Source organism: Heyndrickxia sp. FSL W8-0496, from assembly GCF_038007825.1.
GTDB classification, from domain to species: domain Bacteria; phylum Bacillota; class Bacilli; order Bacillales; family Bacillaceae_C; genus Heyndrickxia; species Heyndrickxia oleronia.
The window spans coordinates 3344042-3362748 of record NZ_JBBOXX010000001.1 but is presented as its reverse complement, the minus strand read 5'-3'; the positions used below and the strand labels follow the sequence as shown (position 1 = coordinate 3362748).

Annotated in this window: 17 protein-coding genes; 13 read left to right on the top strand and 4 right to left on the bottom strand. The window is 33.4% G+C overall.

What is annotated here, in order from left to right; all coding sequences use genetic code 11:
- Positions 1-16: 16 nt before the first annotated feature.
- Positions 17-967: a phospho-N-acetylmuramoyl-pentapeptide-transferase gene (gene mraY / locus NST63_RS16915; RefSeq protein WP_212942117.1), complete on the top strand. Its 951-nt coding sequence runs from the start codon at positions 17-19 to the stop codon at positions 965-967.
- A 72-nt stretch (positions 968-1039) separates the two neighbouring features.
- Here the strand turns inward: mraY and NST63_RS16910 are convergent, their stop codons facing one another.
- Entirely contained in the window at positions 1040-1879 is an 840-nt protein-coding gene (locus NST63_RS16910) for a mechanosensitive ion channel family protein (protein WP_341043012.1), read from the bottom strand.
- Positions 1880-2255: 376 nt separating this feature from the next.
- Here NST63_RS16910 and NST63_RS16905 point away from each other — a divergent pair, with 376 nt between their 5' ends.
- The 8 genes from NST63_RS16905 to NST63_RS16870 all read left to right on the top strand — a co-directional run bounded on the left by NST63_RS16905 (position 2256) and on the right by NST63_RS16870 (position 10531).
- The gene (locus NST63_RS16905) at positions 2256-4010 is read left to right on the top strand and encodes an ABC transporter ATP-binding protein (RefSeq protein ID WP_212942113.1); all 1755 of its coding nucleotides are present in this window, start codon (positions 2256-2258) and stop codon (positions 4008-4010) included.
- 10 nt (positions 4011-4020) lie between these two features.
- Positions 4021-5844, top strand: a complete 1824-nt coding sequence (locus NST63_RS16900) for an ABC transporter ATP-binding protein (protein ID WP_341043011.1) — start codon at positions 4021-4023, stop codon at positions 5842-5844.
- A 263-nt stretch (positions 5845-6107) separates the two neighbouring features.
- Positions 6108-6464 (top strand): lmo0954 family membrane protein, encoded by a 357-nt coding sequence (locus NST63_RS16895; protein ID WP_341043010.1) that lies wholly within the window; start codon positions 6108-6110, stop codon positions 6462-6464.
- Positions 6465-6511: 47 nt separating this feature from the next.
- Complete coding sequence (locus NST63_RS16890; protein WP_058002486.1) at positions 6512-7156, top strand: PspA/IM30 family protein; 645 nt, start codon at positions 6512-6514, stop codon at positions 7154-7156.
- Between the two features lie 120 nt (positions 7157-7276).
- Entirely contained in the window at positions 7277-7996 is a 720-nt protein-coding gene (gene liaF / locus NST63_RS16885; RefSeq protein ID WP_341043009.1) for a cell wall-active antibiotics response protein LiaF, read from the top strand.
- Entirely contained in the window at positions 7993-9027 is a 1035-nt protein-coding gene (locus NST63_RS16880; protein ID WP_212942104.1) for a sensor histidine kinase, read from the top strand. Before liaF ends, NST63_RS16880 begins: the two co-directional genes overlap by 4 nt.
- 7 nt (positions 9028-9034) lie before the next feature.
- Complete coding sequence (locus NST63_RS16875; RefSeq protein ID WP_058002489.1) at positions 9035-9670, top strand: response regulator; 636 nt, start codon at positions 9035-9037, stop codon at positions 9668-9670.
- A 201-nt stretch (positions 9671-9871) separates the two neighbouring features.
- Positions 9872-10531, top strand: a complete 660-nt coding sequence (locus NST63_RS16870; RefSeq protein ID WP_058002490.1) for a potassium channel family protein — start codon at positions 9872-9874, stop codon at positions 10529-10531.
- Positions 10532-10594: 63 nt separating this feature from the next.
- Here NST63_RS16870 and rnjA read toward each other — a convergent pair whose 3' ends face one another.
- Together rnjA and NST63_RS16860 are read right to left on the bottom strand one after the other, a co-directional pair.
- Positions 10595-12262 (bottom strand): ribonuclease J1, encoded by a 1668-nt coding sequence (gene rnjA, locus NST63_RS16865; protein WP_058002491.1) that lies wholly within the window; start codon positions 12260-12262, stop codon positions 10595-10597.
- 5 nt (positions 12263-12267) lie between these two features.
- The gene (locus NST63_RS16860) at positions 12268-12480 is read right to left on the bottom strand and encodes a DNA-dependent RNA polymerase subunit epsilon (RefSeq protein WP_058002492.1); all 213 of its coding nucleotides are present in this window, start codon (positions 12478-12480) and stop codon (positions 12268-12270) included.
- Between the two features lie 723 nt (positions 12481-13203).
- Between NST63_RS16860 and NST63_RS16855 the strand changes: the two genes are divergently transcribed.
- Positions 13204-13974, top strand: coding sequence for a Cof-type HAD-IIB family hydrolase (locus NST63_RS16855; RefSeq protein WP_058002493.1), 771 nt, complete (start codon positions 13204-13206; stop codon positions 13972-13974).
- A gap of 65 nt (positions 13975-14039) precedes the next feature.
- Here the strand turns inward: NST63_RS16855 and def are convergent, their stop codons facing one another.
- Positions 14040-14594 carry a peptide deformylase gene (gene def / locus NST63_RS16850; RefSeq protein ID WP_058002494.1) on the bottom strand — a complete coding sequence of 185 codons (555 nt, stop codon included), beginning with the start codon at positions 14592-14594 and terminating at the stop codon, positions 14040-14042.
- Positions 14595-14805: 211 nt separating this feature from the next.
- On the opposite strand from def, the gene NST63_RS16845 reads away from it, so the two are divergent.
- From NST63_RS16845 to NST63_RS16835, 3 genes are all read left to right on the top strand, one after another.
- On the top strand, positions 14806-15450 hold the full coding sequence (locus tag NST63_RS16845; protein WP_058002495.1) for a YkyA family protein: 645 nt from the start codon (positions 14806-14808) through the stop codon (positions 15448-15450).
- Between the two features lie 1119 nt (positions 15451-16569).
- On the top strand, positions 16570-17682 hold the full coding sequence (gene pdhA, locus NST63_RS16840; RefSeq protein WP_058002496.1) for a pyruvate dehydrogenase (acetyl-transferring) E1 component subunit alpha: 1113 nt from the start codon (positions 16570-16572) through the stop codon (positions 17680-17682).
- 3 nt (positions 17683-17685) lie between these two features.
- Positions 17686-18663: an alpha-ketoacid dehydrogenase subunit beta gene (locus NST63_RS16835; RefSeq protein ID WP_058002497.1), complete on the top strand. Its 978-nt coding sequence runs from the start codon at positions 17686-17688 to the stop codon at positions 18661-18663.
- Positions 18664-18707 lie beyond the last annotated feature (44 nt).

Below are 18707 nucleotides of genomic sequence, written 5' to 3'. Positions count from 1 at the left end.
TTAAGGGGGAAAAGTAGTGCTTATTTCATTCGTTCCAGCAGCTATTTCTTTTGTTAGTGTCACTGTTTTGTGTCCATTTTTAATTATTATTTTAAAAAAGTTACAATTAACTCAGCCGATAAGGAAGGAGCTACCAGCAGACCATCAGTTGAAGAAGGGCACCCCTTTAATGACTGGGAGTATCTTTCTAGTGGGAATATTTGTTGCTTTATTATATAAACAAAATCCACTTATGATATTTTTAGCGACTACCTTTATGCTGTTTAGTTTTATCGGTTTTTTAGATGATTATTGGAAAGCGTCCCGACAAGATCCAGGCGGCGTTTCTGGAAAGACGAAATTAGTATTTCAATTTCTATTTACAGCGACATTATTATTTATTCTAGTCAAATATTTTCATATCAATCCTGAGATTCACTTGACACAAAATTTCTCAATTCCCTTACCGAATGCTCTCTATTTTTTTGTGATTATGTTTTTTATTGTTGGGTCTGCTAATGCGATAAATTTCACGGATGGGATGGATGGACTTCTTGGTATTGTTGCCATACCTACTTATTTTTTCTTCTTTTTCATTTCAGAACGGCATGAGGTGCAAGTTTTTTCATTAATTATGATTGCTTGTATTTTAGGTTTTCTTATTTATAATATTTATCCTGCAAAGGCATTTATGGGAGATACTGGTTCTTTAGCTATAGGAGGGTCCCTTGCTTTTCTTGCAGTGCTGGAAAAGGTGGAGATCTTAATTCCTTTACTTTTTATTATATACTTTGCAGAACAGTTATCCGTCATATTACAGGTTACATTTTATAAACTGACAAGAAAAAGAATCTTTCGGATGACACCTATCCATTTTCATTTTGGTTTAAAATATGGTTGGTCTGAGAATGTCATTGTTACGGTATTTGGATTTGTGTCATGGATATCTACTTTTCTTTCTATCATATATTGGAAATTATTAATGTAGAAATAAAATGGGGGTGTCTGAAAAAGGGAACCAATCCCTTGGTAGACAACCCCATTTATTATTTCGTGCTGATTAATTTTCTCTTTCTACTTTATTAAGCTCTGCATCAATGGCTTCTTTAATGGTTTTACGAAGCTTTCTTTCGATTTCAGCCTGTGTGCCATTTTTTGTTCTAGCGATTACCCTAAGAACAACCTCTGAACTCCCAATAGATTGAACACCAAGCACATTTGGTCCTTCAACAATATTCTCTTCGTGTTCAGCCATTTTGTCACATTCTCTTTGGATAACCGTCATGGCCTGATCAATGGAAAGTTGATTCCCGACAGTAAAATCAATTAATGCTTGCATATTCCCTCTCGTATGATTACTTAACGTTGTAATTTGACGATTAGGTAAATAGATTAATGTCCCATCCGTAGAACGGATTTGTGTTGTACGTAAACCGACCTGCTCAACTACTCCTGAAAAGCTACCAATTGTCACATAATCATCTACATCCACTTGCCTCTCTAATAATAAAAAGAAACCAGTAACAATATCACTAACAAGTCCCTGTGCACCGAATCCTACAGCTAATCCTACAATACCTGCCCCAGCTATTATTCCCGTTGTATCTATGCCTATCTGCTTTAATAAGGTAATGACTAAGAAAAATATAAGAACATAGGAAAAAATACTATCTACTAAATTTTGTAATGTTTTCGATCTGCCTGCTGAAACACTGTTTTTTCGTTGATATCTTTCAAAACTTCCGTGTATGAGTTTCATTCCAATTGCTCTAATAATCTTATAAACAACATAAATGATAATAATCTTAATAATAAATAATCCTGCATCGATGGAGAAGTTTGTCCAATCGAAGTTTGTTATTTTATCAGTAATTTGATCCACTTGCGTTATTTGCTCCATTTGTTACATCCTTTCATTTTGGGTTGCTTCTTTTTGAACAAGGCAATTTGTTCTATTCCCTTCATTAGAAATGATAAACGTATTTTATGAAAAATGCATCCTTGTTTTAGTGTTTATTTTTATGTGAAATTTAAGAAATCTTTTAGTTAACTGGAGTGATTTATGTATGTGAAGAATTAGAAAGCGCAGAAAGAAATTCAGCTGCACCTTCTGTACAATTTATTTAAATTCAAAAAGAATAATTAGTATGTTTATTCCTAAAAGAATGAAACAAAAAAATTTTGTAAAAATTATAACAAAAACATGGAAAAATATTTCGAAAGCCGTTATATTTAATATTACGTTCAAATTATTTTAAAAAAATGGGGGGAATGAAATGGATACGTTTAAGAAGCTAAAAGGTTTTTATTTGCCTTACAAACGCTTGTTTATAACATCCATGTTCTTTTTATTGGTTGTTACGGCAATAACCATTGTTTATCCGGTCATATTGCAACAAACCATCGATGAAGTAATACTTAAGGGAAAATATGGACTAATACCTTACTTAGCTATTGGATTTGTTTTGATCATGCTAATAAAAGGAGTGGCTACATTCATTCAACAATATACAGGAGACCTTTTCGGAATAACATCCGTTTACCGTCTTCGTAATGCATTATATGAAAAACTTCAATATTTGCCTTTTCGTTATTATGATAATGCTAAAACTGGAGATTTAATGTCGAGATTAACTGCTGATGTTGAAGGGTTTCGCTTTTTTCTATCCTTTGGATTCTCAGAGGCATTCAGATTTATACTAATATTAGGCATTAGTTTTAGTGTAATGTTTTATTATTCGGTTTCATTAACATTAATGACTATGCTCATGCTTCCTTTTCTAGCGATTTCAGTTTATAAATTTGATAAAGTTGTCCATCCTGCTTTTAGAGGAATAAGAAAATCATTTGGAAAATTAAATACAAATGTACAAGAAAATATTAGTGGAATAAATACAGTTAAATCTTTATCACGCGAGGATTTTCAAACATCCAAATTCAATGTCTCAAATGATGATTATCGCGACCAACAAATCAATACTTCCTACATATGGGCTAAATATTTCCCTTTAATGGAGTTAATAGGTAATTCAGGGATTATCATTTTATTGGCATATGGAGGATATTTAGTTATAAACGGTAGCTTGAAGCCAGGAGAACTCGTGGCCTTTTATAGTTTATTGGGCTATATTCTAATGCCTATTATTAATCTTGGTTTCACTATCAATCTATTTTCCCAATCAAAAGCATCAGGTGAACGATTACTTGAAATTCTTGAGGCTGATAATGAAATTTTTGATAAAGAGAATGCATATGATGCAGATCGTTTTAAGGGTGAAGTGGAATTTCAGGATGTAACTCTAAAATATTTTGGGGATGAAAAATCGGCAATTAAAAACATTAGTTTTAAAGCTGAACCTGGCAAGGTCATTGGTTTAATTGGTGCCACTGGATCTGGTAAAACAACAATTACTCAATTAATGACAAGGTTTTATGAGCCCGTTTCAGGAAGTGTCAAAATTGATGGGAAATCAGTAAGTGATTATTCCATTAAGTCATTACGTTCGAATATAGGGATTGTTCTACAAGAATCCTTTTTATTTTCGTCTACAATTAAAGCCAATATTGCTTATGGGCGACCTAATGCAACAATGGAAGAAATTATTTCGGCAGCAAGGAGAGCGCAAGCACATGATTTTATTATGGAATTACCAGATGGTTACGATACAATGCTTGGTGAACGAGGTCTTGGATTATCAGGTGGTCAAAAGCAACGAATTGCCATTGCACGTGCGATATGTTTAGACCCAAGTATCCTTATTTTAGATGATGCAACAAGTGCGGTTGATATGGATACAGAATTCAAAATTCAGGAAGGTTTGCGTGAAGTTATGAAGGGAAGAACGACATTTATTATTGCCCATCGTATTTCTTCATTAAAACATGCAGATGAAATTTTAGTATTAGAAAACGGTAGAATTGTTGAAAGGGGATTGCATGAAGAACTCCTTTCAAATGGTGGTCCATATGAAAGAATTTATCATATTCAATATAAGGATCAGCAAGCGATTCTGCAAACTCAGACAGGTTGAGGTGAGAACATTGGCGAAAGCAAAAAAAATAAATAAAGGGTCAGTGGAACGATTTAGCTATACGACTGAACAAATTATTGATAAGCCATTTAACTGGAAGCAAATGCTGAGGTTATTGAATTATCTAAAACCATATTCGAAAAATCTTCTACCTAAATCCTTTACAGCTATGCTTATAAACACGATTATTCGTCTCATCATTCCTACTTTAATCGGAGTTTATGCTATTGAGAAAGGTATTCAAGGGAAAGATGGGCAGTTTTTGATGCTCATTGTCGTCATAATTGCAGGCTTGTATATAATCTCTTATTTAGCGAATATATTACGAATTCGCTGGATGAATGAGCTTGGACAAAAAGTGATCTACGATATTAGAAAAAATCTATTCACGCATGTACAACGATTGTCTCATCGTTTCTTTGATCAACGTTCAGCAGGTTCTATTCTTGTTCGTATCATGAATGATACGAATTCGTTGCAGGATTTGTTTACAAATGGTGTTGTCAATCTCTTAATGGATATGATCATGCTAGTAGGGGTAATTTTTATTTTATTTTCTCTTAGTCCACAGCTTACACTTGCTGTCTTAATTATCTTGCCGATCATGTTCTTGATATCAACTAAATTAAGGCAAAATATTCGTAGATCTTGGCAATTTATGAGAATTAAACAATCAAAACTAAATTCACATTTAAATGAAAGCATTCAAGGAATACGTGTCACACAATCGTTTACACAGGAAAAAGAAAATATGCAATTTTTTGATGGGGTTAATACAGAAAATTATGAGGCATGGAGAATTGCAACGAAAAAAAATGCGTTTTTCCGCCCTCTTATTGAATTAACTAATGCTGTTGGTTCCGCCGTTCTTATTTGGTATGGTGCTCACCTTATTCAAACAGGATCATTGAAACTAGGTGAATTTGTTTCCTACGCTTTTTACCTAGGTATGTTTTGGGAACCGATTTCTCGTATCGGCCAAGTGTATAATCAATTGTTAATGGCAATGGCTTCATCAGAAAGAATTTTTGAATATCTAGATGAAAAGCCAATTGTTCATGAGAAGGATGAGGCAATCGAATTAGGAGATATGAAAGGTCATATTCAGTTCGAAAATGTTGAGTTTTCATATGATGAAAAAAGAAAAGCTTTAAAAGAGGTAAGCTTGGAAATGAATGCAGGGCAAACCATTGCATTAGTTGGGCATACTGGGTCCGGAAAGACAACGATTGCCAATTTAATCAGTCGTTTCTATGATCCAACAGGTGGTTCCGTGAAAATTGATGGCCATGATCTGCGTGATATTTCCTTAAAAAGTTTAAGGAGTCAAATAAGTGTTGTCCTCCAAGATACATTTATTTTCTCTGGAACCATTATGGAAAATATAAAATTTGGTCGTCCAGATGCGAAAGATGAAGAGGCAATTGCAGCGGCAAAGGCAATCGGAGCCCATACTTTTATTGAAAATCTTCCAAATGGATACGAAACACAAGTAGAAGAAAGAGGAAATATATTATCTGTGGGTGAAAGGCAGCTATTATCCTTTGCTAGGGCGTTGCTTGCTAATCCAAGGATCATTATTTTAGATGAGGCGACTGCTAGTATTGATACTGAAACAGAAGTCCAAATACAACGCGCGTTAAAAACGTTATTAAAGGGAAGAACTTCAGTCATAATTGCCCATCGCTTATCTACGATTCGTGAGGCTGATAAAATCTTTGTTCTTGATCATGGAGATATCATCGAAGAAGGAAATCATGATCAATTAATGGAGCATCAAGGAGAGTATTACAGACTAGTAAAAGCACAATTTAAAATGTTAGAGGCTATATAAGAAGAAGACTATATCTTCTTCTTTTTTTATGCCCTTTTCTTAATCTTTGCTGTTATCTAAGTAAAGCTTTAACTAATACATCGACTGGAAATCGCTACACCTTTCATTTTACAGAGAAAAGAGCTGCAGTCTACATAAGAACCAATTGAATCCTTTTGGGAGTTAAACTACGTCTTAGGTCGTATAGAAAAATAAATCTAGAGTTTGTTATGGAAATTTATGATTTCTTTTATGATTATGGTAACGAAAGGAGGTCGAATAAATTGAAAAATGTATTTTTGTTTATACTGGCAGGTACTCTTGTAATGGTTGCTTTAGGAAGCTTAGGCCATATAATCGGAATGGCAATTAGTCTCCTGTTAGTATATTTTTCCTTTAAACAGTTTATTAAGACAGAATCATTCTTCGGTAAATTATTTTGGGCGATGGTTGGAATATGCAGCCTATTTGCTGTACTTGCAAGCTTGCCAGCAGTAGCAGGAATAGCAGCAATATGTATATTATACGTTGTGTATAAAAATTGGAAGAAACCAGAAAAGGTAAAGGTTGAACAGGAAATATATGATCCATTCGAAAGTTTCGACCAGCAATGGAATGAAATTCAAAAGAAATATAACTAAAAAGGCAAATTTATAAAAAATGAAATTGTAATAGAGGAGCGATGATGATGACTACTTTATTTGAAAGAATTAAACATACAGTGATGGCAGATCTAAACGATACTATGGATAAAAAAGAATATAAAAATCCGATTTCAAAGTTAAATCAATACTTACGTGAAAGTGAAAATGAGGTTAAGAAAGTAGAAAAGCTTATTGAAAGACAATATTTATTAAAAGAAGAATTTGCTCGTGAATTAAAACAAACTGAGTATATGGCTGAAAAAAGATGTCAACAAGCAGAAATAGCTCTTCAGGCAAATGAACTTTCCCTGCATCAAATTGCTATAGATGAGGAGGCACTTTATAAGGTGCAAGTACTTAGTTTAAGAGAAGCACATGGTGAAGCCGTAGAACAATTAGAAATATTAGAGAAAAAGCATCGAGAAATGAAAATGAAATTAAAAGAAATGCAAATTAAAAGATTAGAACTGATGGGCAGAGAAAATGTAATAAAGGTGACAAAGAAAATGAATCAAGTATTGGATAACTCTGTTATTAGTAAAGCTAATACTCGATTTGAAGAAACAGAAAGGTACTTAGATCACTTAGAAACTAGAATGGGTGCAGGATATGATATGTCGATGTTTGATTCTCGTATAAAAGAGCTTGAAAAAGGTTTAAAAAAGGATGAAACTACTATTAATGACTAGTAAATTCATGATAATATAGAAAAGCATATAGTAATGAAATCAGGTAGTAGGTTCCTCATATTTGAGTATCTTACTACCTAATTAAAAATATTTCGTCAGTAGTGACAAAAAGGAGGCAACATGGGAAAAAGATCTGAACAAAATCCTATAACATGGTTAATCTTAGTTGCCCTTGTCGGAATCTTATTTGAAATTTCTTTTAATACTGAATCCTTAGTGTTTCTTGGGGTTTCTGCATTACTTATTTATTTTGGTAAAAAGAAAAGCACAAAATCCTCTGGCGCTATTTATATCATTGTCGGCATTTCAATTTTTGTTATTACAATTATTTCCACAGTGTTTTTTAAAATTGTATTGTTTTGTGTATTAATTTATCTCTTATTTAGATATCGGAAAAAAAAGAAGCATCCAAAAATAATCAAGGTAGAAACAGTAGATTCATCGAATCAATCAAAAATCAATCGAAAACAACCCTATATAAAAAATAAATTCTTTGGTAATCAAAGAATTGAAAATAATATTTATGAATGGGATGATATAAATATTCAATGTGGGCTTGGTACAACGGTCATCGACCTTAGTATGACCATGCTTCCGATTGGAGAATCCACAGTAGTTATTAGAGGAGTGATTGGAAATATCCAATTACTTACTCCATATGATGTAGCGATATCAGTTAATCATTCATCGATTACGGGAAATGTAAATATATATGGTTTAGAAGAGAATCTTTTTAATCAAAATACGATTTACTACTCAGATAATTACGATGATTCAACGAGAAAAATCAAGATTATCACCTCATTACCATTTGGAAATTTAGAGGTGAGGCACGTATGAGTATCCAAAAATCCTTTATATTTTACTTTAGTACGTTTTCCATTGTTATCGCTATATTTATTTCAGCTATTTATATTCAAACGGTTCAAACGGACTGGTATCAAGCATTATTTTTTCAACAAATCTTTCTTGTCCCTGTCGTTGTTTTTATTATTGTAACTAGTATTATTATAGGAATCGTTTGTGGATTAGTTATTGGCTATATTATGAAGAAGAAGTTAGAGGACGTAGATGCTCATTTATTTGAACTTGAGAAAGGTGAATTCAATTTATCAAAATTGCAGCCAGAGAAATTAAATGAAATTTCAATGTTATATGAAAGAATACAACGAATTCAAAATCGTATGGATGATCAAGTTGAAGCATCGCAAAAACTTGCAAATGAGCGGGCTGACTGGAATGAAAAAATGAAGCAGGAGATTTTATCCCAGGAAAGAAATCGCTTAGCAAGAGAGTTACATGATTCTGTTAGCCAGCAGCTTTTTGCTGCAACAATGCTATTATCTGCTATCAATGATAACCCTAATCCCGATCCAGTAATAACAAATAAACAAATGAAATTAGTTGAGGAAGTAATTAATGAGTCACAATCAGAGATGAGAGCGCTACTTCTTCATTTGAGACCGATTCAATTAGAAGGAAAAAGCCTAAAAGAAGGGGCAGAGGAGTTATTGCATGAATTAACAGCTAAACTTCCTCTAAAGGTAACGTGGAGAATAGATGATGTCATTCTAAATAAGGGAGTAGAGGATCATTTATTTCGAATTATGCAGGAATCAATTTCGAATACCCTGCGCCACGCGAAAGCTAAAATGTTAGAATTGCACTTATTTAAATTAGATCAATTTGTTCTTCTTAAAATAATAGATGATGGAATTGGCTTTGAAATGGGAAAAGAAAAAGCGGGTTCTTACGGATTACAGAATATTCGTGAACGAGCGGCAGAAATAGGTGGAACGATTAAAATGATTAGTTTTCCGGCAAAGGGAACTAGTATAGAAGTGAAGATTCCTATATTAAATAAAGGATGAGGTCATAATGATAAAGGTATTACTTGTTGATGATCACGAAATGGTTCGTATAGGTGTTTCTGCTTTTTTATCCATTCAGCCTGATATTGAAGTTGTTGGTGAAGCAGAAAATGGTCAAAAAGGTGTTGAACTGGCCTTATCATTGCGACCAGATATTATTTTAATGGATCTGGTCATGAATGAGATGGATGGAATACAAGCAACAAAAGAAATTATCCAGCAGTGGCCTGAGGCAAAAATAATTATTGTAACGAGCTTTATTGATGATGAAAAAGTGTATCCAGCACTAGAAGCAGGAGCAACGAGTTATATGTTAAAAACATCAAAGGCGAATGATATTGCTGATGCTGTTCGCTCTACATATGAAGGACAATCAGTATTGGAGCCTCAAGTTACTGGGAAAATGATGATGCGAATGAAACAAGGGAATAAACGGCCTTTACATGATGATTTAACAAATCGTGAGCTTGAAATTCTGCTATTAATGGCTGAAGGCATGACAAACCAAGAAATTGCGGATCAATTATTCATTGCACTAAAAACGGTAAAAACGCATGTTAGTAATATATTAAGTAAACTAGAAGTTCAGGATCGCACCCAAGCGGTCATTTATGCATTTCAACACCAATTAATCAAGAAGTAGAGAGAAGGGATCTTAACATCCTTTGTCTCTTTTTTTGTATCCATCTATTTTCATGTCAGTGATTTATGTAATAGCTTTTATCATCAGGTTATTACTATATTTGATAAGAAACGAGATTTTTTGTCAGTCATCTTCTCCTTATGAAATTAGTATGCTAGAATGGGGAAGATTAGGAACTCTTTTAATAGTGGGGGATTTAAAGTGAAAAAAGAATTTGTCGTCATTGGACTAGGGCGATTTGGTGGTAGTATCTGTAAAGAATTAGCAGAACAAGGAATGGAAGTTATGGCTATTGATGTTGATGAAGATCGTGTAAATGAATTTGCTTCGATTGCTACTCATGCTGTCATTGCGGACACTACTGATGAAACCGTATTGAAAAACCTAGGGATAAGAAACTTTGATCATGTCATCGTCGCAATTGGTGCTGATATTCAAGCAAGTATACTAACAACACTCATGTTAAAAGAAATTGGTGTGAAAAATGTAACTGTAAAAGCACAAAATGATTATCATGCAAAGGTTTTAGATAAAATTGGTGCCGACCATGTTGTCCATCCAGAAAGAGATATGGGAAAACGGATTGCTCATCACATTGTTTCGAATAATGTGTTAGATTATATCGAGCTTTCAGATGAATATAGCATAGTTGAAATTGCTGTAAATGAGCGTATTACTGGTAATTCAATTGTGGATTTAAATATTCGCGCTAAATATGGAATTAATATTGTCGCTATTAAAAGAGGAAATTCAATGATTATTTCTCCACAAGCATATGATGTTATCGAAAAGAATGATATTTTAATTGTTATCGGTGCCGATTCGGATATCAACAGATTTGAGAAAAAACTTTCTCAGTAACTATTTATATATAACTAAAAGGAACCATCTCATACTGTTGACTGAGTGGTTCCTTTTCGTTTTTTATACTTCCATAATAATTGGCATGATCATTGGACGTCGTTTTGTTTTTTCATAAAGGAAAGGTGCTAAAGTGTCGGTAATTTCATTTTTAATTTCAGTCCATTGAGAAGTTTTTCTTTCCATTACTTTGTTTAAGTGCTTAGAGATGAGATTTTGTGCTTCGCTAATTAAATCTCCTGATTCACGCATATAAACAAATCCTCTAGAAATAATGTCAGGACCAGATGCTATTTTAAATTCGCCCATATTAATCGATACGACAACAACAACTAAACCTTCTTCAGACAATATACGTCGATCGCGGAGAACAATATTACCGATATCTCCAATTCCATTTCCATCAATATAGACATTTCCGGAAGGGATTTTGCCTGCTACCTGTGCACTCTCACTTGTCAAAGCAAGAACTTCACCATTATCCATAATGAAACAGTTTTCTTCAGGAACACCACAGTCCATAGCTAGTTGTGCATGAGTTTTTTGCATGCGATATTCACCGTGAATTGGCATAAAAAATTTCGGCTTTATTAGTCTAAGCATTAATTTTTGTTCCTGCTGTCCACCATGTCCAGAAGTATGAATATCATTTAATGGACCATGAATGACTTCTGCACCAGCACGGTATAGTAAATTAATGGTCCGATTTACACTAATAGTATTACCAGGTATTGGTGAAGAAGAGAAGACGACCGTATCCCCAGGTTGAATTTGGATTTGACGATGTGTTCCATTAGCAATTCGAGATAAGGCTGCCATTGGTTCTCCTTGACTGCCTGTACATAAGATAGTGACTTTATTTGCAGGTAAACGATTAATTTGCTGTGCATCAATAAAGGTATCTTTTGGGCATTGGATGTAACCAAGGTCATGTCCGATATTAATGGCTGCCTCCATACTTCTTCCAAAAACTGCAATTTTTCTTCCGTTTGCTACTGCAGCTTCCGCAACTTGTTGTAATCTGTGAATATTCGAAGCAAAAGTTGCAAAGATTATGCGGCCGTCTACTTTTCTAAAAACGTCCTGAATGCTTTCACCGACACGTCTTTCAGACATGGTGAAATGAGGAACTTCACTATTTGTGCTATCTGATAAAAGACAAAGAACGCCTTCCTTACCGATTTCAGCCATTTTTGTCAGGTTGGCAGGTTCACCAACTGGAGTGAAATCAAACTTAAAATCTCCTGTATGAACAATATTCCCTTGAGGCGTTTTAACAACAATCCCGTAGGAATCTGGAATACTGTGAGTCGTTCTAAAGAAAGTAACAGAAGTCTTTCTAAATTTAATTACATCATCCTCTTGAATTTCATGAAAAGTTGTTTGTCTTAAAAGTCCATGCTCTTCAAGTTTATTTTTTAGGAGTCCTAAAGCAAGTTTACCAGCGTAGATTGGTATATTTACTTGTCTTAATAAGTACGGAATTCCACCAATATGATCTTCATGACCATGTGTGATAAACAAACCTTTAATTTTATCCTCATTTTTAACTAAATACGTGTAATCAGGGATAACATAATCAATTCCTAGTAATTCATCTTCAGGAAATTTGATTCCAGCATCAATAAGTATAATTTCATCTTGGAATTGGACCGCATATGTGTTTTTTCCGATTTCCCCTAAACCGCCAAGGGCAAATACGGCTGTTTGATCATTTTTTACAAATTTCATATTGTTTATTTAGTCTCCGTTATTTCATAATTTGCATGGTTCTTTTCATATTCTAGATATGAACCTTTTAAAAGTTGTACAAATTCAATATTTATTTGACGGTTTTTTAAAGATTTGCGAACTTCTCTTTCTGAGCTTGCCTCGACATAAATTGCATCCGTATTTTCACGAACTGGTACTTCATTTTTGTTTTCTTGATAATAAACTTTATAAATCATCTTTCTCTCTCCTTACTCCGTTTTCAAAGGTAACTTTTTCTATTATATAAAAAGTTAACAACTTTTTCATGCATTTCATTGTGCGTTATTTTAAAGATTTTTGCAAAATGGTTTCTGATTGTACTCCTTAAGTCTTACAATTAGGGCGTTATTGGCATATTGATATAGAATAATCCCTCTTATTTTTGAGGGATTTTTTATTTAGGCAAAAATTTATCATTTATGCTACTAATTTCTTCTTTCGTAATAAATCTTTCCATTGTTTGACTAATTTTTTTCTTAGTCTTTTTAACATGGAAGATCACTCCCTACTTCTATTTTAATGTTATTTTTCTGAAAGTAAAGTCGGTCAGAAAGATTCTTATTTGTATTATATGTTTTTAGACAAGTATTATCATGGGTTTTTATGGGAATTATTCGTTTTTGATTCTTTTTTCTTTTTGGCTCTTTTATCAAACATTGTTGCTATTTAAGTAAAGTTTTAGAATAACTATCGGTTAAAAGACCACTACATCTTTCATTTCACTGAGAAAAGTGCTGCAAACTCCATAAGAATCGCTAAATTCTTTATTGGGTGTAAAAGCCGGCAGTTGGGCTTTTACAAAAGCAACAAACGATACGAAAACAGCCTTCGTTTTTGGATTAGTTCAATAAAGTAGAAGCTTGTGTTAAAATTCAATGTGCTAAATGAATATAACCAAAGATAGTTAGGAGAATTAAAAAATGAAGAAAATTGTATTTTTTGATATCGATGGTACTTTGTTAGATAACGATAAAAAACTCCCTGAATCAACAAAGGAAGCTATATGGAAGTTAAAAGAAAGTGGAGTGTTTGTTGCAATAGCTACGGGTCGGGCTCCATTCATGTTTAAAGAGCTACGTGAAGAATTAGAAATTGACTCCTTTGTGAGCTTTAATGGTCAATACGTAGTTTTTGAAAATAAAGTCATTTATAAAAATCCTTTGGATCCTACCGAATTAGAAAATCTCATCAATTATTCTGCAAGTCACAAACATCCACTTGTGTTTTTAAATGAAAAGGAAATGACCTCTAATATAGAAAATCATCAATTTATTAGAAGCAGTATTGAGAGTCTAAAAATTAAACATCCTTCATTTGATCCAGATTTCTACAAGGGTCGAGAAATTTACCAATCACTTTTATTTTGTGAAGAAAAGGATGAGGTTCTTTATCTTGATGAGTTTAAGAAGTTTTACTTTCTCCGTTGGCATGAATTTTCAATGGACGTACTTCCAAAAGGTGGTTCAAAAGCAGAGGGAATCAAAAAGATGATTGAAAAGATTGGGTTTAAACTTGAAGATGTTTACGCTTTTGGAGATGGATTAAACGATATTGAGATGTTAGAAGCTGTGGGAACTGGGATTGCAATGGGCAATGCTCTTGATGTAGTAAAGCAACATGCAAATTATGTCACTACAGATGTAATGAATAATGGAATTGCAAATGGTTTAAAGCATTTTAAATTAATCTAGAATTTAAAGAATAAAGGGTTGTCTACCTAGGGTCAGTTCCCTGTGTAGTCAACCCTTAATCATGATTACCTATCAATGGCAATTGCCTGATCCATCGGTGTGAATGGATTTTTTTCATCAATATAATCATAGAACATTTTTCCATGTAAATGATCAATTTCATGTTGAAACGCAATGGCAGGTAGTCCTTTAAGACGAATCTTAATTTCTTTTCCATCAATATCATTCGCTTTTACCGTAATTCTTGCATATCTATGAACATAACCTGGAATAACCTCATCTACCGAAAGACAACCCTCTCCACTACTCAAGTAGGCTTTTTCAACTGAATGACTCACAATTCGAGGATTAAATAACATATAACTATGTAATTGCTCTTTTTCATCTGTAACGTGAACAGCAATCATTTTTTTTGATACATTAATTTGTGGAGCAGCTAACCCAATGCCAGGACGTAATCCATATTTATTTGCAATTTCAGGATCTTGGCTATTTAATATATATTCATGTAAGCTCTTTAGAATTTCTTGATCTTCTTTAGACGGAGGCATTTTTACATCTTCTGCTACTTTCCGTAATGTTGGATGTCCGTCTCTGATGATATCCTTCATTGTAATCATAATAATATCCCCCTTCGCACTAACTAATTTACATATTGATTAGAATACCAAATCCATAGTAAAAAGTTAAACAAAAAAATATAATGCCAGTAGAAAAAATTTGTCATATGATAGTTCCAAATGAATAGGTATAGTTATATATTTTATTATTTGGACAAGCCTTACTTCACAACAATCCAGCTTATATACTGTAGTTTAAGGGGGAACATTCGTGGCTCGATATAAACTTTTACTTCTGCTTGTACTAATTCTTGGCTTGTTAACAGGATGCAAAGTTGTCCCGGAAGAAAAAATATACGATATTATGGAACAAACCGTAGTGAAAGAAAAGGATTTTGAAAAGCAGCAAAAGCCTTTAACGGAGTTAGAATCAAAGGAAAAAAAAATATTTGAAGAAATAATGGATCTAGGGATGAAGGATATGGAGCAAATGACAAAACTTGCGAATTTAGCCCTTGATAATTTAAAAGAACGCAAAGAAAAGATGGAATTGGAACAACAGTCGATGAATGCTTCAAAAAAGGAATTTTCAAAAATTGAAGATCCCATTGAGAAAATCGAGTCGAAACAACTGAAAAAAGAAGCTCAAGATCTGTTTCAATTGATGGAAAAACGATATGCTTTTCATGACCGATTATATGAAGCATATAACAAAGGGATTGAAACGAATATACAATTATATGAACTTCTTATGAAAAAAGATGTAAGTATGGATGATTTAGAAAATCAAATTGAAATTACAAATAAAGCCTATTCAGAGGTATTAAAGATGAATGAACAATTTAATGAACAAACAAAAAAATTTAATGATGAAAAGAAAAAATTTTATAAGCTCGCAAAAATAAATATTGATTAAGTGCTTATCTCTAATTAGAGATAAGCTTTTTTTTATGAAGATAGAAGTTCTTTTATAACGGTATGAGAAGCCTTGCAGATCTTCACACAATTTACATTAATTATACAAAACCTATTAGTAAAAAATATGAGAAAAGAACCATTTGAGAAATTTTCGTTTTGATAATGTCTTATGTAAAAGCCCTACTGCCGGCTTTTACACTATTAAAGTGTTTAGCAATCTTTTGAGGTTAGCAGTTCTTTTCTCAGTGGTATGAAGAAACTAGGCGATCTTCACCTAATTTACATTAATTAAATAAAACCTATTAGTAAAAAATATGAGAAAAGAACCATTTGAGAAATTTTCGTTTTGATAATGGCTTATGTAAAAGCCCTACTGCCGGCTTTTACACTATTAAAAGTGTTTAGCAATCTTTTGAGGTTAGCAGTTCTTTTCTCAGTGGTATGAAGAAACTAGGAGATCTTCACCTAATTTACATTAATTAAATAAAACCTATTAGTAAAAAATATGAGAAAAGAACCATTTGAGAAATTTGCGTTTTGATAATGGCTTATGTAAAAGCCCTACTGCCGGCTTTTACACTATTAAAAGTGTTTAGCAATCTTTTGAGGTTAGCAGTTCTTTTCTCAGTGGTATGAAGAAACTAGGAGATCTTCACCTAATTTACATTATTTAAACAAAACCCATTAGTAACAAAGTTTGAGAAAAGAACCTTTAATTTAGAATGCAAATCTGTATAAGTTTTTGTAGTACAGATGAAAAATGTGATTAGTACAGTTTAAATGAAAGCGCTAATACAGAACTGTTTACTATATTAAAAAAGTAAATTATAAAGAAAAACTTATTGATTGACGGGTTTCATAACTTGATGTACTCTAATAATGTAATTATATGAAATTGTATTAATTAAATCTGTAAATGAATTAATACAGATTCATTGATGATGGAATAGAATAGGTATTTCTTTTGTCATCAGATTAATATGAAAATGGTTGCATAAAAACAAGGTTAATCCATTGATTAATTCATGGTACACTGGTTTGTTTTTGGGTAACCTATAGTTTGTATGTAATAAAAAATAAATTAATTTTTTTAGTGAGAAAGGATTGGTGACTTAATATGGCTTCAACTAAGAAGGCACAATTCGATGCGAAGAAAACGCTCGAAAAGATAGAAGAGCAATTCGAAATGTTCCAGATTTTAAATGAAGAAGGCAAAGTCGTTAACGAATCTGCAGTTCCTAATCTTTCTGATGAGGAACTTCAAGAATTAATGCGTAGAATGGTATATTCACGTATTTTAGATCAACGTTCAATTTCTTTAAACCGTCAAGGACGATTAGGATTTGTTGCACCGACAGCAGGTCAAGAAGCATCACAAATCGCTTCACATTTTGCTCTTGAGCAAGAAGATTACATTCTTCCAGGATATCGTGATGTGCCTCAAATCATTTGGCATGGTTTACCATTACACCAAGCATTTTTATGGTCTAGAGGTCATGTTGAAGGAATGAAAATCCAAGAAGGTTTAAATATTTTACCACCACAAATTATTATTGGAGCCCAATATGTTCAAACTGCTGGGGTTGCACTTGGATTAAAGAAACGTGGTAAAAAAGCAGTAGCAATTACATATACAGGTGATGGCGGTTCATCACAAGGTGATTTCTATGAAGGTATTAACTTTGCTGGTGCATATAAAGCTCCTGCTATCTTCGTAGTTCAAAATAACCAATTTGCTATTTCAACACCACGTGAAAAACAAACTGCTGCTAAAACAATTGCTCAAAAGGCTGTTGCTGCTGGTATTCCAGGACAATTAGTTGACGGTATGGATCCACTAGCAGTATATGTTGCTGTGCGTGAAGCTCGTGAGCGTGCGATCAATGGTGAAGGACCAACATTAATTGAAACACTATGCTACCGTTATGGTCCACATACAATGTCAGGTGATGATCCTACAAAATATCGTACATCTGATCTAGATAATGAATGGGAAAGAAAAGATCCTCTTATTCGTTTCCGTAAGTATTTAGAAGCGAAAGGCCTATGGTCTGAGGAAAAAGAAACTGAAGTAATTGAACAAGCAAAAGAAGATATTAAAGTGGCAATTAAGAAAGCTGATGACACTCCAAAACAAAAAGTAACCGATTTAATATCTGTTATGTTTGAAGAAATGCCACATAATTTAAAAGAGCAAAATGAAATTTATCAAGCAAAGGAGTCGAAATAAGCCATGGCTCAATTAACTATGCTTCAAGCAATTACCGATGCGTTAAGAACTGAACTTAAAAACGATGAAAATGTATTAGTATTTGGTGAAGACGTTGGTCTTAATGGTGGGGTATTCCGTGCTACGGAAGGACTTCAAAAAGAATTCGGAGAAGATCGTGTATTTGATACTCCATTAGCAGAATCTGGAATTGGAGGTCTTGCTATTGGTTTAACATTAGAAGGATTCCGCCCAGTACCTGAGATTCAATTCTTTGGTTTCTTATTCGAAGTAATGGATTCAGTAAGTGGACAAATGGCGCGTTGGCGTTATCGTACTGGAGGAAGCTTACATGCACCAATTACAATCCGTTCACCATTTGGTGGTGGGGTTCATACTCCAGAATTGCATGCTGACAGCTTAGAAGGCTTAGTTGCTCAACAACCAGGTTTAAAAGTTGTTATTCCGTCTACACCTTATGATGCAAAAGGACTTTTAATTTCCTCAATCCGAGACAATGACCCAGTTATTTTCTTAGAACATATGAAGTTATATCGTTCATTCCGTCAAGAAGTTCCGGAAGAGGAGTACACAATTCCATTAGGTAAAGCGGATGTAAAACGTGAGGGTAAGGATCTATCTATTATTACTTATGGTGCGATGGTTCATGAATCTTTAAAAGCTGCAGAAGAATTAGAAAAAGAAGGATTCTCTGTAGAAGTAGTTGATTTACGTACAATAAGTCCATTAGATATTGATACAATTATTGCTTCTGTTGAAAAAACAAATCGTGCGATTGTTGTTCAAGAAGCACAAAAACAAGCAGGTATTGCTGCAAATGTCATTGCAGAAATTAATGAAAGAGCTATTCTTAGCTTAGAAGCGCCTGTATTACGTGTGACTGCGCCAGATACTGTATATCCATTCTCTCAAGCGGAGTCTGTTTGGTTACCTAATTATAAAGATATTATTGAAACAGCAAAAAAAGTACTTACATTTTAATTAGATCTTTTTGATTTATCTATTTGAAATATATAGGCAGTTTT

Bases quoted from the DNA above. Each gene is read 5' to 3' on its own strand.
- NST63_RS16910 (WP_341043012.1), bottom strand. From the start codon at position 1,879: ATGGAGCAAATAACGCAAGTGGATCAAATTACTGATAAAATAACAAAC.
- NST63_RS16905 (WP_212942113.1), top strand. From the start codon at position 2,256: ATGGATACGTTTAAGAAGCTAAAAGGTTTTTATTTGCCTTACAAACGC.
- NST63_RS16890 (WP_058002486.1), top strand. From the start codon at position 6,512: ATGACTACTTTATTTGAAAGAATTAAACATACAGTGATGGCAGATCTA.
- liaF (WP_341043009.1), top strand. From the start codon at position 7,277: ATGGGAAAAAGATCTGAACAAAATCCTATAACATGGTTAATCTTAGTT.
- NST63_RS16880 (WP_212942104.1), top strand. From the start codon at position 7,993: ATGAGTATCCAAAAATCCTTTATATTTTACTTTAGTACGTTTTCCATT.
- NST63_RS16875 (WP_058002489.1), top strand. From the start codon at position 9,035: ATGATAAAGGTATTACTTGTTGATGATCACGAAATGGTTCGTATAGGT.
- rnjA (WP_058002491.1), bottom strand. From the start codon at position 12,262: ATGAAATTTGTAAAAAATGATCAAACAGCCGTATTTGCCCTTGGCGGT.
- NST63_RS16860 (WP_058002492.1), bottom strand. From the start codon at position 12,480: ATGATTTATAAAGTTTATTATCAAGAAAACAAAAATGAAGTACCAGTT.
- NST63_RS16855 (WP_058002493.1), top strand. From the start codon at position 13,204: ATGAAGAAAATTGTATTTTTTGATATCGATGGTACTTTGTTAGATAAC.
- def (WP_058002494.1), bottom strand. From the start codon at position 14,594: ATGATTACAATGAAGGATATCATCAGAGACGGACATCCAACATTACGG.
- pdhA (WP_058002496.1), top strand. From the start codon at position 16,570: ATGGCTTCAACTAAGAAGGCACAATTCGATGCGAAGAAAACGCTCGAA.
- NST63_RS16835 (WP_058002497.1), top strand. From the start codon at position 17,686: ATGGCTCAATTAACTATGCTTCAAGCAATTACCGATGCGTTAAGAACT.